This is a genomic window from Pseudomonas sp. Ant30-3 (assembly GCF_000690905.1).
Taxonomy (GTDB): domain Bacteria; phylum Pseudomonadota; class Gammaproteobacteria; order Pseudomonadales; family Pseudomonadaceae; genus Aquipseudomonas.
The window spans coordinates 1-14,501 of sequence record NZ_JMCL01000076.1 but is presented as its reverse complement, the minus strand read 5'-3'; the positions used below and the strand labels follow the sequence as shown (position 1 = coordinate 14,501).

Annotated in this window: 13 protein-coding genes; 8 read left to right on the top strand and 5 right to left on the bottom strand. The window is 59.5% G+C overall.

Going from position 1 to position 14,501, the window contains the following annotated elements; all coding sequences use genetic code 11:
* Positions 1 to 3 precede the first annotated feature (3 nt).
* The 3 genes from DU29_RS0118610 to DU29_RS0118600 are packed head-to-tail and all read right to left on the bottom strand — an operon-like array spanning position 4 to position 2,677.
* On the bottom strand, positions 4 to 771 hold the full coding sequence (locus DU29_RS0118610) for a heme ABC transporter ATP-binding protein (protein ID WP_028623033.1): 768 nt from the start codon (positions 769 to 771) through the stop codon (positions 4 to 6).
* On the bottom strand, positions 771 to 1,754 hold the full coding sequence (locus tag DU29_RS0118605; protein ID WP_161781300.1) for a FecCD family ABC transporter permease: 984 nt from the start codon (positions 1,752 to 1,754) through the stop codon (positions 771 to 773). Before DU29_RS0118605 ends, DU29_RS0118610 begins: the two co-directional genes overlap by 1 nt.
* Positions 1,755 to 1,804: 50 nt before the next feature.
* On the bottom strand, positions 1,805 to 2,677 hold the full coding sequence (locus DU29_RS0118600; protein ID WP_028623031.1) for a heme/hemin ABC transporter substrate-binding protein: 873 nt from the start codon (positions 2,675 to 2,677) through the stop codon (positions 1,805 to 1,807).
* A 165-nt stretch (positions 2,678 to 2,842) separates the two neighbouring features.
* Here DU29_RS0118600 and DU29_RS0118595 point away from each other — a divergent pair, with 165 nt between their 5' ends.
* On the top strand, positions 2,843 to 3,160 hold the full coding sequence (locus DU29_RS0118595; protein ID WP_028623030.1) for a Rieske (2Fe-2S) protein: 318 nt from the start codon (positions 2,843 to 2,845) through the stop codon (positions 3,158 to 3,160).
* Here DU29_RS0118595 and sfsA read toward each other — a convergent pair.
* Together sfsA and DU29_RS0118585 are read right to left on the bottom strand one after the other, a co-directional pair.
* On the bottom strand, positions 3,157 to 3,870 hold the full coding sequence (gene sfsA / locus DU29_RS0118590; protein WP_028623029.1) for a DNA/RNA nuclease SfsA: 714 nt from the start codon (positions 3,868 to 3,870) through the stop codon (positions 3,157 to 3,159). The two genes, DU29_RS0118595 and sfsA, sit on opposite strands and share 4 nt — an antisense overlap.
* The gene (locus tag DU29_RS0118585; protein ID WP_028623028.1) at positions 3,870 to 5,042 is read right to left on the bottom strand and encodes a pyridoxal phosphate-dependent aminotransferase; all 1,173 of its coding nucleotides are present in this window, start codon (positions 5,040 to 5,042) and stop codon (positions 3,870 to 3,872) included. Before DU29_RS0118585 ends, sfsA begins: the two co-directional genes overlap by 1 nt.
* A 333-nt stretch (positions 5,043 to 5,375) precedes the next feature.
* On the opposite strand from DU29_RS0118585, the gene dksA reads away from it, so the two are divergent.
* The 7 genes from dksA to folK all read left to right on the top strand — a co-directional run bounded on the left by dksA (position 5,376) and on the right by folK (position 14,397).
* Positions 5,376 to 5,816: an RNA polymerase-binding protein DksA gene (dksA, locus tag DU29_RS0118580; protein WP_028623027.1), complete on the top strand. Its 441-nt coding sequence runs from the start codon at positions 5,376 to 5,378 to the stop codon at positions 5,814 to 5,816.
* Positions 5,817 to 6,093: 277 nt separating this feature from the next.
* A complete protein-coding gene (gene gluQRS / locus DU29_RS0118575) occupies positions 6,094 to 6,981 on the top strand; it encodes a tRNA glutamyl-Q(34) synthetase GluQRS (RefSeq protein WP_028623026.1) in 888 nt (295 codons plus the stop codon).
* Positions 6,982 to 7,058: 77 nt separating this feature from the next.
* Positions 7,059 to 7,235 (top strand): hypothetical protein, encoded by a 177-nt coding sequence (locus DU29_RS1000000132475; protein ID WP_003176118.1) that lies wholly within the window; start codon positions 7,059 to 7,061, stop codon positions 7,233 to 7,235.
* Positions 7,219 to 10,173 (top strand): sensor histidine kinase, encoded by a 2,955-nt coding sequence (locus DU29_RS0118565; RefSeq protein WP_028623025.1) that lies wholly within the window; start codon positions 7,219 to 7,221, stop codon positions 10,171 to 10,173. The genes DU29_RS1000000132475 and DU29_RS0118565 overlap by 17 nt, the downstream gene beginning before the upstream one ends.
* 22 nt (positions 10,174 to 10,195) lie before the next feature.
* Positions 10,196 to 11,632: a sigma-54-dependent transcriptional regulator gene (locus DU29_RS0118560; protein WP_028623024.1), complete on the top strand. Its 1,437-nt coding sequence runs from the start codon at positions 10,196 to 10,198 to the stop codon at positions 11,630 to 11,632.
* 876 nt (positions 11,633 to 12,508) lie between these two features.
* Positions 12,509 to 13,909: a polynucleotide adenylyltransferase PcnB gene (locus tag DU29_RS0118555; protein ID WP_028623023.1), complete on the top strand. Its 1,401-nt coding sequence runs from the start codon at positions 12,509 to 12,511 to the stop codon at positions 13,907 to 13,909.
* Positions 13,910 to 13,911: 2 nt separating this feature from the next.
* Positions 13,912 to 14,397 carry a 2-amino-4-hydroxy-6-hydroxymethyldihydropteridine diphosphokinase gene (gene folK, locus DU29_RS0118550; protein WP_028623022.1) on the top strand — a complete coding sequence of 162 codons (486 nt, stop codon included), beginning with the start codon at positions 13,912 to 13,914 and terminating at the stop codon, positions 14,395 to 14,397.
* Positions 14,398 to 14,501 lie beyond the last annotated feature (104 nt).

Sequence of the window (14,501 nt, the reverse complement as noted above, 5' to 3'; positions counted from 1 at the left end):
AGATCAGCGGGCGATGATCAGCGGATGCCCGCGCTCCGGATGTGCTTGTACCAGCACTTCCAGACCGAAAACGGCTTTCAGTGGTTCCGGACGCAGTACTCGCTCCGGTGTATCGAGCGCGACGGGCCGTCCACCGTGCAGCAGCAACAGACGGTCACAATAGCGTGCCGCCAGATTCAAATCATGCAGGATCACCAGCACTGCAGCGCCTCGGTCGGCAAACTCGCGCACTGCCTGTAACGTGGTGTGCTGGTGCAAAGGGTCGAGCATTGAGGTCGGCTCATCAAGCAACAGCGTCTGTCCCGTTTCGCCCGGCCATAGTTGCGCCAAAACCCGAGCCAGATGCACCCGCTGACGCTCACCGCCGGACAGCGCCAGATAGCTGCGCCCCAGCAAATGGCCGGCGTCGGCGGCCTGCAATGCCGCCGCGATAATTTCATCATCGCGCACCTTGCCGCTTTGATGCGGCAAGCGGCCCATGCCCACCACTTCCTCGACGCGAAAGGCGAAGTCCAGGGTTGATACTTGCGGCAATACCGCCAGGCGTTGCGCTCGTTGTGCACCGGTCCAGTCGCGCAGTTCGCGCTTATCGAGCCATACACTTGCGTGATCAGCTTGCAGCTCACCACACAAAGCGCCCAACAGCGTGCTTTTGCCGGCACCGTTGGGGCCCAGGACGCCGAGGATTTCTCCTGGCTTGAGCTCGAGGGTGATGTCCGTCAACACGATTTTGCCGCCCCGGCGGATGTGCAGGTTCTGCGTTCGCAGCATCAGGCTCGCCCTCGCAACAGCAAATACAGAAAGACCGGCGCACCTATCATTGCGGTGACGATGCCGATCGGCAATTCGGCCGGCGCCAGCGCCAGACGCGCTACAAGATCTGCAAACAACAGCAGACTGGCGCCCGCCAGTATCGAGGCTGGCAGCAACACTCGATGATCTGGCCCTGACAGCAGTCGTACCAGGTGCGGCACGACCAATCCGACAAAACCAATCATTCCCGCTGCCGCCACGGCGGCGCCGACTCCCAATGCCGTGCACAGCACAAGTTCGCGTTTGAGCCGTTCAACGTCGATACCCAGGTGACCGGCCTCCGACTCTCCGAGTAACAAAGCATTCAATGCTTTGGCCCGACGCGGCAACCACAGCGCTACGCCGAGACTGATCAACAAGAGCGGCCACAGTCGCGAGTAACTGGCGCCGTTGAGGCTGCCCAGATTCCAGAACGTCAGCGTGCGCAAGGTCGCGTCGTCCGCCAGGTAGGTGAACAGACCTACGATGGCGCCGGCCAGCGCTGTCAAGGCAAGGCCGGCCAAAAGCATTGTTGCAACATCGGTGCGGCCGTTAGTCCGGCCCAGTCGATAGACCAATGCCGTCACCGCGAGACCTCCGAGAAAAGCGCACAGCGACAGCAGATACGGCCCAAGGAATTCAGGCAACCCACCGAGCAACGAGCCGCCGACAATCGCCACTGCAGCGCCTAATGCCGCACCACCTGAAACCCCCACCAGACCCGGATCGGCCAACGGATTTCGAAACAAGCCCTGCATCGCCACGCCCGAAAGCGCCAGCACAGCGCCCACCGCCAACCCCAGTAAAGTGCGGGGTAAACGAATCTGGCCGAGGATCAGTTCCGCCTGCTCCAAACCATCCGCCGAAATCGGCAGCCCGAGCATGCGCAAGCCAACGCGCAGTGTGTCTAACAACGGCAAGCTCACCGGCCCAAGCGCCAGTGACAGCCAGATCGCCAGCAAACACAGGAGGCTCAGGCCAATGAACAATGTGCGCGGTTTGACCAGGACTGTCATTGCCCGGCAGTGCCGGGAAAGAAACCGTCCGACAGTGTTTCAAGCGCATCAGGCAAGCGTGGCCCGAGCCCGCCTACCAGCAACGTTGGATCAAGCTCCATAACGCGCGCGTTGCGGGCTGCGCGGGTTGAGGACAGGACCGGATTTTCCTTGAACAACGCTGCACGCGCCGCCTCGCCGGCCAGGGCTCGGTCAGCGAACACCAGCACTTCGGGGTCGAGACTGATCAATGACTCGGTGGAAAATGGCTTGTAACCACTGTGCGTCGCCAGATTGTGTCCGCCCGCCCGCTGAATCATCCAGTCGGCAGCCGTGTCCTTGCCGGCGATCAGCGGTTTGCCGCCGGCATGCCCCAGCAGCATCAACACACCGGGAGACGGTTGCGTCAGTTGCGCCTTGGTCACCCGAATCTTCTGCTGTTCAAGCCGGTGTTGATAATCCTGGAACAACTGCGTCGCCCTGTCCTGCGCACCGAGCAGCTTGCCCAGCTGCTGCAAGTTAGCCTGCAGGGTCAGCACATCGGGCTGCGCTGAAAACAACTCGACCTGCACGCCAGCACTGCGAATCTGCGAAAGCACTGGCGGCGGCCCCGTTTCTTCGGTGCCGACCAGAATGTGCGGGCGCAAGCTCAGCACACCTTCTGCCGACAACTGCCGCTGGTAGCCTATGCTGGGCAACGCTTTGAGGCTTGCCGGGTGCTGACTGGTGGTATCGACGCCCACCAGTTTCGACTCCCCGCCCAAAGCACTGAGCCATTCCGACAGCGCGCCACCGGCACTGACCCAGCGCTGAGGCAATTGGGCTGCGGCAGCGTGGTGACTCGCGAACAATCCGAGGCAGAGCGCAACAACGCGGGCAGGCAGGCGCATAGACAACTTCCTTGAAGGTTTGCAGGCATTGAGATGACAGGCCAAGTATCCTCGGCATCCGGCATCGGCAGCCAAACGGGGTAGGCGGCCATTTGATAATTGTTTGCATTTGAACGTCAAGCTCGGACATTTCCAGTCACGAGTCAGGCGCATTTGAGGATACACATGAAGTTTCTTTGCGCAGGCACAGAAATCAGCGAAGCCAGCAGCCGCGGTTTCGACATTTGCGGGCAGAAACTTTTTGCCGTAAGACGAGGCGGTCAGGTCCATGTCTACATTAACCGTTGCCCGCACCGCGGCGTGGGGCTGGAATGGAAGCCGGACCAGTTTCTCGATGCCAGCAACAGCTTGATTCAATGCGCGACCCACGGCGCCTTGTTTCTCATCGAAGACGGTGAGTGCGTGTCCGGGCCCTGCGCCGGTCGGTCACTCACTGCCGTCGAATCCCGCGAAGATGAACAGGGCATCTGGATCAACGTTTAACCGTTGAGCAAAACATCCAGACGCCGATCCACGACCATTTCTTCGTGGCTCAGCCGCACACCGTACGCAAGCACCTCCACTCCGCACGCTACCGCCTCGCGTAACGCTGCCGCGTAGGCCGAATCGATCTCTTCTGCAGGACGCACGGCATCGATGCCGCTGAGGTTGACGCAATAAAGCTGCACCGCACGAATCCCGTCCCGCGCCAGATGCGCCAATTCGCGCAGATGCTTCGCGCCGCGCTGGGTCACTGCATCGGGAAACGCGGCGACGGACGATCCGTCGTAACCCAGGGTTACACTTTTGACTTCCACATACGCGGGCCCGCTTGGGTAATCGAGGCGGAAATCAATGCGGCTGCTTTCCTGACCGTAAGCCACTTCGCGCCGCAGCTCGGTAAACCCGTTCAGCTCAGTGATCACGCCGGCGCGCAGGGCTTCCTCAATCAAGCCATTGGCTCGCCCGGTATTAACGCAAAACAGGCGTCCTTGCGGGGTTTCGCCGATTTCCCAGGTACCGGGCAACTTGCGTTTTGGGTCGTTGGTGCGGCTGAACCAGACCTGCCCGCCTTCGACCTGGCAGTTGAGCATCGAGCCGGTGTTGGGGCAGTGAATGGTCAGCAACTCGCCGTGAACAGTTTCGATGTCTGTGAGAAATCGCTTGTAACGGCGGATCAGGCGTCCTTCTTCGAGGGGAGGATAAAAGCGCATCAGCCTTGCCAGCTCCGCAAACCGCGAGCGATGCGTTCGACCGCTTCCTCCAGTCGCGCAAGACTTTGTGTGTAAGCAAATCTCACGTGATGGCCGGCCTGATAGCGACCAAAGTCGAGCCCCGGGGTAATTGCCACGTATTCCGTTTCGAGGAAATGTCGGCAGAATGCGAAGGCATCGCCGCCGAAACGGCTGATATCAGCGTACAAATAGAAAGCACCTTCGGGCTCGACGGCGATGCCGAAGCCGAGCTCGCGCAAGGCGGGCAGCAGGAAGTCGCGACGGCGACCGAACTCGGCGCGGCGCTCTTCCAGAATGCTGATAGTCGCCGGCTCGAAGCACGCCAGTGCCGCATGCTGGGCCATGCTCGGAGCGCTGATGTAGAGGTTCTGCGCGAGTTTTTCCAGTTCGCCCACCGCCGCCTGCGGCGCGACCAGCCAGCCAAGTCGCCATCCCGTCATGCCGAAATACTTTGAAAAACTATTCAGGACAAAGGCTTCATCGTCGACTTCCAGCACGCTGGCCGCATCGGTGCCATAGGTCAGTCCGTGATAAATCTCGTCCACCACCAGATGACCATGACGCGCTTTGATGGTCGATGACAGCCCCGCCAGCTCGCTGCGGTTCAGGATTGTTCCGGTGGGATTGGCCGGCGATGCCACCAGAGCGCCGACACTGTCGTGGTCCCAATGCCGCTCGATCAGGTCCGGTGTCAGTTGATAGCGCACATCCGGGCCAACCGGTACAAGCTGCGCCGTGCCTTCGACCAAGCGCAGGAAGTGCCGGTTGCACGGGTAACCCGGGTCGGCCAGCAGCCAGTGTTTGCCGGGATCCACCAGCAAGGCACTGGCCAGCAACAGCGCGCCAGACCCGCCGGGGGTGATGAGGATTCGCTGCGGATCTATATCCAAACCGTAACGCTGCTGGTAAAAACCCGAGATCGCCTCGCGCAGCTCAGGGATGCCCCGTGCGGCGGTGTAGCGGGTTTTTCCGGCAGTGAGCGCCGCCTGCCCCGCCCGGATGATCGGCTCGGCGGTGGTGAAGTCCGGCTCGCCGATTTCCAGATGGATCACATCATGGCCGGCAGCCTGCAATTCGTTGGCCCGTGCCAGCAACGCCATGACATGGAAAGGTTCGATCGCGCGACTGCGGGCACTGTAGGGCGAGGCCATTGGCGTTCCTTCAACGGGAAAAACTGTGATTCTACCCATGCACTGGAACGAGCGAGAACCTAAAGCGGTCACAGGCCTTGAGACCCTGGCCGCAAACGACTCGAGCGAGTGTTCCAGGTTTGTCTAAAATCATTAATTGATCAGGCCTCCATCACTTCCAGACAAGACTTGGCAACCTTCTGCAAGCAAGACGGCGCATTCCCTCGACATCCGGGAGTAGCGCGGTCCGATTTGATCTGGTAAGTTCGCCCGCTTGCAGCCGCAGGGCCGGCAGGTGTCGGTGATGGAGCAATCCTGCGCAGATGGATTACAAGAGTAGAGGCGGTCCATTTCATGCCCACCCAAGCAAAGCAGCAAAATCAGTCGATCAGCGGCTTCGAACCCTACCAGTCGGTCAAGGGCGAGGAGTACATGGGCAAGCCCATGCGCGCTCACTTCACCAAGATCCTGAACAAGTGGAAACAGGACTTGATGCAGGAAGTCGACCGTACGGTTGATCACATGAAAGACGAAGCGGCCAACTTCCCTGACCCGGCAGACCGTGCCAGCCAGGAAGAAGAATTCAGCCTCGAACTGCGTGCCCGCGATCGCGAGCGCAAGTTAATCAAGAAGATCGACAAGACGCTTCAGTTGATCGAAGACGAAGAATATGGCTGGTGCGAGTCCTGCGGCGTCGAAATTGGCGTCAAGCGACTGGAAGCCCGCCCTACCGCCGACATGTGCGTTGACTGCAAGACCCTGGCGGAAATCAAGGAAAAACAAGTCGGCAAGTAATTTGCGATTTGATTCAAAACGGAGCGTGCGAACGCTCCGTTTTTTGTTTCTGATACTCACGCCGACCGCAGATCTTGAAGATGCATCCCGTTGTGGCGAGGGGATTTATCCCCGTACGGCTGCGCAGCAGTCGCTGACCCGATTGATGCGTTCCATCTGACGTAACGCGATTACCGAGTTTGGGGCCACTACGCGACCCAACGGGGATAAATCCCCTCGCCACAAAGGCTCGCTCCTACAGGGATCTGGCGCCAGACCGGAAGATAACATCGCCTTTATGACCACTATCCCCTACATCGGACGCTTCGCACCAACGCCCAGCGGCCACCTGCATTTCGGTTCGCTGGTGGCGGCGCTGGCCTCGTACCTCGACGCGCGTTCGCTCGGTGGGCGCTGGCTGGTGCGCATGGAAGACCTCGATCCGCCACGGGAAGAACCCGGCGCGCAGAGGGCGATTCTCAAAGCACTGGAAAGTTACGGTTTCGAGTGGGACGGCGAGATGGTCTGCCAGAGCGACCGGCACGACGCTTACGCCGAAGTCCTCAATCGCCTGTTCAATCATGGCCTCGCTTACGCTTGCACGTGTTCGCGCAAACAATTGGAGCCGTATCACGGCATTTACCCGGGCCTGTGCCGCAACGCCGGTCACGGCACTGAACACGCAGCGATTCGCCTGCGCGTGCCCGAGCTGGAATACCACTTCATCGACCGGGTGCAAGGTGAATTCCGCCAGCACCTGGGCCGTGAAGTCGGCGACTTCGTGATCCGCCGCCGCGATGGGCTCTACGCCTATCAACTGGCCGTGGTGCTCGATGATGCCTGGCAAGGTATTACCGATATCGTACGCGGTGCCGATTTGCTCGACTCCACGCCGCGCCAGCTGTACCTGCAGGAACTGCTCGGTTTACCACAGCCGCGCTACCTGCACATCCCGCTGATTACCCAGCCGGACGGCAACAAACTCGGCAAGACGTACCGCTCGCCGCCGTTGACGGAAGATCAGGCAACACCTTTATTGCTGCGTGCCCTGCGCGCACTCGGGCAGAATCCCGGCACCGAACTGGCTTACGCGGCCCCGCGAGAAGTGCTGAGCTGGGGCGTTGCCCATTGGGATGCGCAGACAATCCCACGCACGCTGGCCCTGCCGGAAGCGCAACTGCAGTGATCGCACTTGCAGTGGCGCGCCCATCCGTTACCATCGCCGCACGTTTTCGGGCACGCGCATAAAAAAGAGAGGCCGGGATGTACATCTATCGCTTGGTCCTGCTTCTGGTAGTGGGGATTTACCTGTTTTCCCCGGCCATCATGGATTGGTGGATTGACGCCACGGGCGCCTGGTATCGCCCGTATCTGCTTTGGCTGATTCTGATTGTCGTGACCTTCATCCTGCAGAGCCAAAAAGATGCCGATGAGCTTTAGCCTGACCCAGATGATCCTGATCAGCGCCGCGTATCTGGCGGTGCTGTTCGGCGTCGCCTGGATCAGCGAACGGGGCATGATCCCCCGAGCGATCATTCGTCACCCGTTGACGTACACCTTGTCGCTGGGGGTTTACGCCAGTGCCTGGGCGTTTTACGGCACCGTGGGTCTGGCCTATCAATATGGTTACGGCTTTCTATCGAGTTACCTCGGGGTGTCCGGCGCATTTCTGCTGGCGCCGGTGTTGCTTTATCCAATCCTGAAAATCACCCGCACGTATCAACTCTCTTCGCTGGCCGATCTGTTCGCTTTCCGGTTCCGCAGCACCTGGGCCGGAGCACTGACCACGATCTTCATGCTGATCGGTGTGCTGCCGTTGCTGGCCTTGCAGATTCAGGCGGTGGCGGACTCAATCGGCATCCTTACCCGCGAGCCGGTGCAGCATCGCGTGGCGCTGAGCTTTTGCGCACTGATCACGCTGTTCACGATTTTCTTCGGCTCACGCCACATCGCCACTCGCGAGAAACATGAAGGGCTGGTGTTTGCGATTGCTTTCGAATCGGTGATCAAGCTGATCGCCATCGGCGGCGTTGGCCTGTATGCGTTGTACGGCGTGTTTGATGGTCCGCAACAGCTCGAGCTGTGGCTGCTGCAGAACCAGACCGCTCTCGCTGCGTTGCACACACCGCTGCAGGAAGGTCCGTGGCGCACGCTGTTGCTGGTGTTCTTCGCCTCGGCGATCGTGATGCCGCACATGTATCACATGACGTTTACCGAGAATCTCAATCCGCGCTCGCTGGTCAGCGCCAGCTGGGGCTTGCCGCTGTTTCTGCTGCTGATGAGTCTGGCAGTGCCGCTGATTCTCTGGGCGGGCCTGAAACTTGGCGCCACGACCAATCCGGAATACTTCACCCTCGGGATCGGTATCGCCGCCAACAGCAAAGCACTGGCATTGCTGGCGTATATCGGCGGGTTATCGGCCGCCAGCGGCTTGATCATCGTGACGACCCTGGCACTGTCCGGCATGGCACTGAACCACCTGGTGCTGCCGCTCTATCAGCCGCCGGCCGAAGGCAATATCTATCGCTGGCTGAAATGGACCCGCCGGGCGCTGATCGTCGCGATCATCATGGCCGGCTACGGTTTCTACCTGATGCTTGGCGCGGAACAGGACCTGGCCAACCTCGGCATCGTCGCCTTTGTCGCCACTCTGCAGTTTCTCCCGGGCGTGCTTTCGGTTCTGTACTGGCCGACCGCCAATCGTCGCGGTTTCATCGCCGGTTTGCTGGCGGGCATTCTGGTGTGGCTGGTGACTATGCTGTTGCCGCTGGTCGGCAATCTGCAGGGCTTTTACATTCCGCTGCTGAACATGATTTACGTGCTCGACGACACCAGTTGGCACATGGCTGCAATTGCTTCGCTGGCGGCCAACGTGCTGATGTTCACGTTGATTTCACTGTTCACCAATGCCAGCCCGGAAGAGGCCAGCGCCGCTGAAGCCTGTGCGGTCGACAATGTGCGCCGCCCGCAACGTCGCGAGCTGCACGCCGCCTCGCCGCAGGAATTCGCCACGCAACTGGCCAAACCTTTGGGCGCCAAGGCTGCGCAGAAGGAAGTCGAGCAAGCGTTGCGCGACCTTTATCTGCCGTTCGACGAGCGTCGGCCGTACGCCCTGCGTCGTTTGCGCGACCGCATCGAAGCCAACCTCTCCGGCCTGATGGGCCCAAGCGTTGCGCAGGACATGGTTGAGACTTTCCTGCCTTATAAAGCCGGCGGGGAAAACTACGTCACTGAAGACATCCACTTTATCGAAAGCCGGCTCGAGGACTACCACTCGCGCCTCACCGGTCTTGCCGCCGAACTCGATGCCCTGCGCCGCTACCACCGCCAGACGCTGCAAGAGTTGCCGATGGGTGTCTGCTCGCTGGCCAAGGATCAGGAAATCCTTATGTGGAACAAGGCCATGGAGGAGCTGACCGGGATTGCTGCGCAACGGGTGGTCGGCTCGCGCCTGAGCACCATTGCCGACCCATGGAAAGAATTGCTGCAGGGCTTCATCAATCTACCGGACGAACATTTGCACAAACAGCATCTGGCCCTGGATGGCCAGACCCGCTGGCTCAACCTGCACAAGGCCGCAATCGACGAACCGCTCGCGCCGGGTAACAGTGGTTTGGTACTCCTGGTCGAGGACCTGACTGAAACGCAGATGCTCGAAGACAAACTGGTGCACTCCGAACGTCTGGCCAGCATCGGCCGACTGGCGGCGGGCGTGGCCCATGAAATCGGCAACCCGATCACCGGCATTGCCTGCCTGGCGCAAAATCTGCGAGAAGAACGCGAGGACGATGGCGAGCTGAGGGAAATCAGCGGGCAGATTCTCGAGCAGACCAAACGCGTCTCGCGCATCGTTCAGTCGCTGATGAGTTTCGCCCATGCCGGCAGTCATCAGCAGAACGACGAGCCCGTCTGTCTGGCCGAAGTGGCGCAGGACGCGATCGGCCTGCTGGCCCTCAACCGGCGCAATTTCGAAGTGCAGTTCTACAACCTGTGCGATCCCGATCATTGGGTCGAAGGCGACCCACAACGTCTCGCACAAGTGCTGATCAATCTGCTCTCCAATGCCCGTGACGCCTCGCCTCCCGGCAGTGCCGTGCGGGTCAAAAGCGAAGCCGGCGAACACACGGTCGATCTGATCGTCGAAGACGAAGGCAGCGGTATTCCGAAGAACATCATGGACCGATTGTTCGAACCTTTCTTCACCACCAAGGATCCTGGCGAAGGCACCGGTCTGGGCCTTGCACTGGTCTATTCCATCGTTGAAGAGCATTATGGACAAATCACCATCGACAGCCCGGCTGATGTTCAAAGCCAACGCGGCACCCGTATCCGGGTGACCTTGCCGCGTCATGTCGAAGCGACGTCCGCTGTGAACTGAGACCGTCGAGAGTATCGAATCAATGCCGCACATTTTGATCGTCGAAGACGAAACAATTATCCGCTCCGCCTTGCGCCGACTGCTGGAACGTAACCAGTACCAGGTCAGCGAAGCCGGTTCAGTGCAGGAAGCACAAGAACGCTTCACCATTCCTACGTTCGACCTGATCGTCAGTGACCTGCGTCTGCCTGGCGCACCGGGCACCGAGTTGATCAAACTCGGCCAGGGTACGCCGGTGCTGATCATGACCAGCTATGCCAGTCTGCGCTCGGCGGTCGACTCGATGAAGATGGGCGCAGTCGATTACATCGCCAAGCCTTTCGACCATGATGAAATGCTTCAGGCTGTTTCGCGCATTCTGCGTGATCGGCAAGCGACGCCAGCGGGCGGCGAACCGGTCATCGGTAAAGCCGTGAATGGCACAGCGAAAGCGGGTGCAGATAACAGCAATGGCGAAATTGGCATCATCGGTTCGTGCCCACCGATGCAGGATCTTTACAGCAAGATCCGCAAAGTCGCGCCGACCGATTCCAATGTCCTGATCCAGGGTGAGTCCGGTACCGGTAAAGAGCTGGTGGCACGCGCTCTGCACAATTTGTCCAAACGCGCCAAGGCGCCGATGATTTCGGTGAACTGTGCAGCGATTCCGGAAAGCCTGATCGAATCCGAATTGTTCGGCCACGAGAAAGGTGCGTTCACTGGCGCCAGCGCCGGCCGCGCCGGATTGGTTGAAGCGGCGGATGGCGGCACCTTGTTCCTCGATGAAATCGGTGAGTTGCCGCTGGAGGCCCAGGCCCGTCTGCTGCGTGTCTTGCAGGAAGGCGAGATTCGCCGCGTGGGTTCGGTGCAGTCGCAAAAAGTCGATGTGCGATTGATCGCGGCCACTCACCGCGACCTCAAGAGCCTGGCGAAGATCGGCCAGTTCCGCGAGGACTTGTTTTATCGTCTGCACGTCATCGCTTTGAAGTTGCCGGCTTTGCGCGAGCGCGGTGCCGACGTCAACGAAATTGCCAATGCCTTCCTGGCGCGGCAAAGCGCGCGGGTCAACCGCACCGATCTGAAATTTGCCCCGGACGCCGAGCAGGCAATCCGTCACTACTCCTGGCCGGGCAACGTGCGCGAACTGGAAAATGCGGTCGAGCGTGCGGTCATTCTGTGCGAAAGCCCCGAGATTTCCGCCGAGTTGCTGGGCATCGACATCGAGCTGAGCGATCTGGACGATGAGGATTTCATTGGCCTGCCGCCGCACCAAGGCAGCAACACCGGCAATAACAGCCACGAGCCGACCGAGGACCTTTCACTGGAAGACTATTTCCAGCATTTCGTCCTTGAGCATCAAGACCACATGACCGAAACCGAACTGGCTCGCAAACTCGGCGTCAGTCGCAAGTGCCTGTGGGAACGTCGGCAGCGCTTGGGCATTCCGCGGCGCAAGACCGGGGTGGCCAGCGAAAGCTGAATGTCACCTGAACATTGTGCGGGTAACACGTGATGGGGCGAAGAAACTGTTACCTCAGATTTTTCGCGTAACAAAAGCCGGGGCTTACGGTAACGAAGCCCCGGTTTTTTTATGCCACTAAAAAGCCACTTAGCCTGCGTAACCCCTTGTTTTGCTGCGCATCACAAATGTTGGCACGCACCCTGCTATATGTTTGGTACAAGAACAATAACAAGCAATGTACAAGACAATAAAAATAAGACGAATCGACTCACGCACAATAAAAACAAGACGGCGAGAGGCGCAGCTAACTGATTCTTTTGGAGAGGCGTTGTATTTGGGGCTAGCCCCACGACCAGGCCGAGAACAACAAAAACTGTCCTGAGACAGAGCCTGAACTGGTTGGATCGCAAGATCACTGCAGCACAGCGACCAAAGCAATCCGTTTGCTCTTGACTCCCGATTGGGAGGGTCACGAAGGAAACTTCATGACGCGGGCACTTAACAAAAACAAAAAGCCCGAATCAAAAATAAAAACAGAGCATGCAACTACTTTCTTGGGGAGCTTCGGCTCCCCTTGTAGTTTCTGTGATTTGAGCCCTGCATTGTGGCGAGGGGATTTATCCCCGCTCGGCTGCGAAGCAGTCGTAAGACCTAAAGGCCTGACCTACCTGAAAGGGCGCTATCTAAAATCCACGACTGCGCTGCAGCCGAACGGGGATAAATCCCCTCACCACATCGCGCAGGCTCGACAGCGGCTACAAAGCCCAGCCGTAGACACGTCCTTCACGCACTTGCTTAGTGTCCTACACCATCCCCTGACTAAATGCTAGAATCCCCGCCCATCATGCGGTCATTCTTGGTTATGGCCGAACATTCCTTCAAACAGTGCATCCCATGCTGAAGAAGTTGTTCCAGTCATTCCGTTCTCCCAAGCGTCATACGCAACACATCCGCAGCACGCCTGAAGTGCTTAATAGCGGCCAGCATTCGTTGCAAAAAGGCCAATTCAGCCGTTACGCGGTGAACATTGTCGAGCGCCTGCAGAACGCCGGTTACCAGGCTTATCTGGTCGGCGGGTGCGTGCGTGACATGATGCTGGGCATCACTCCAAAAGATTTCGACGTTGCAACCAGCGCTACGCCTGAGCAGGTGCGTGCGGAATTCCGCAACGCACGGATCATCGGCCGCCGTTTCAAACTGGTGCATATCCATTTCGGCCGCGAAATCATTGAAGTCGCGACTTTCCGCGCCAATCATCCGCAAAACGATGAAGAGGAAGACAGCAATCAGTCTTCCCGCAACGAGAGCGGACGCATTCTGCGCGATAACGTTTACGGCACGCTGGAAGAAGACGCGCAGCGCCGTGATTTCACGATCAACGCCCTGTATTACGATCCGGTCAGTGAGCGCATTCTCGATTACGCCAACGGCGTACACGACATCCGCAATCACCTGATCCGTTTGATCGGCGATCCCAAGCAGCGCTATCAGGAAGATCCGGTACGCATGCTGCGGGCCGTGCGCTTCGCTGCCAAGCTCAATTTCGGCATCGAAAAACACAGCGCCGCGCCGATCCGTGAACTGGCGCCGATGCTGCGCGAGATCCCCTCGGCTCGCCTCTTCGAAGAAGTGCTCAAGCTGTTCCTTTCCGGGCATGCGGCCGACACCTTCGAAATGCTGGTCGACCTGCAGTTGTTCGATCCGCTGTTCCCGGCCAGTGCCGAAGCGCTCGAATACAATCCGACCTACACCCACACACTGATCAGTGAAGCGTTGAGCAACACCGATCTACGCATCAAGCAGAACAAACCGGTAACCCCGGCCTTCCTGTTTGCCGCTCTGTTGTGGCCTGCGCTTCCCGCTCGCGTATTGCGCCTGCAGGAACGCGGCATGCCGCCGATTCCGGCGATGCAGGAGGCAGCGCATGAGTTGATCGCGGAGCAGTGCCAGCGCATTGCGATTCCGAAACGTTTCACCATGCCGATTCGCGAAATCTGGGACATGCAGGAACGTCTGCCTCGTCGCAGTGGCAAACGCGCAGACTTGCTGCTGGACAACCCGCGCTTCCGCGCCGGTTACGATTTCCTGCTGCTGCGCGAAAGCGCCGGCGAGCAGACTGACGGGCTCGGTGAGTGGTGGACGGATTATCAGGACGCCAACGACAGCGAGCGCCGCGACATGATTCGCGACCTCAGCGGCAAGGACGATGGCACCGGCGCACCACGCAAACGTCGTCGCAGCGGCGGCGCCAAGCGCAAACGCACCGCCGGCGCCCCGAGTGCCACGGGCGAGTAAGCATGGAACGCATTTATATCGGCATGGGCAGCAACCTGGCTGACCCCGCCGAACAACTGCGAAACGCCGTCCAGGCGCTGGCCCGGTTGCCGCAAACTCAACTGATCGGCGTGTCCGGCTTTTATCAGAGCGACTCGCTCCTGCCGGGCCAGCCCCGCTATACCAACGCGGTTGCTGCACTCGACAGCGAACTCGCACCACTGGACCTGCTTGATGCGCTGCAAGCCATCGAAAACGAACAGGGCCGCGAGCGCATCGAGCGTTGGGGGCCGCGCACGCTGGACCTCGACATTGTGCTGTTCGGGGATCGTCTGATCGACGAGCCGCGCCTCAAAATCCCTCACTACCATATGCAGGAACGCGCCTTCGTTCTGTATCCGCTGGCCGAACTGGCACCTGCTGATCTGCAACTGGCCGATGGCCGCAGCCTTGAAACCCTTCTCGCCGACTGCCCGTTTGTCGGCGTGGAACGGCTCCCGCCGAATTGAAAAAAAATCCCTGTGGGAGCGAGCCTGCTCGCGATTGCGGTGTGTCATTCAATAAAGCTGCTGATGACACACCGCAATCGCGAGCAGGCTCGCTCCCACAGTGA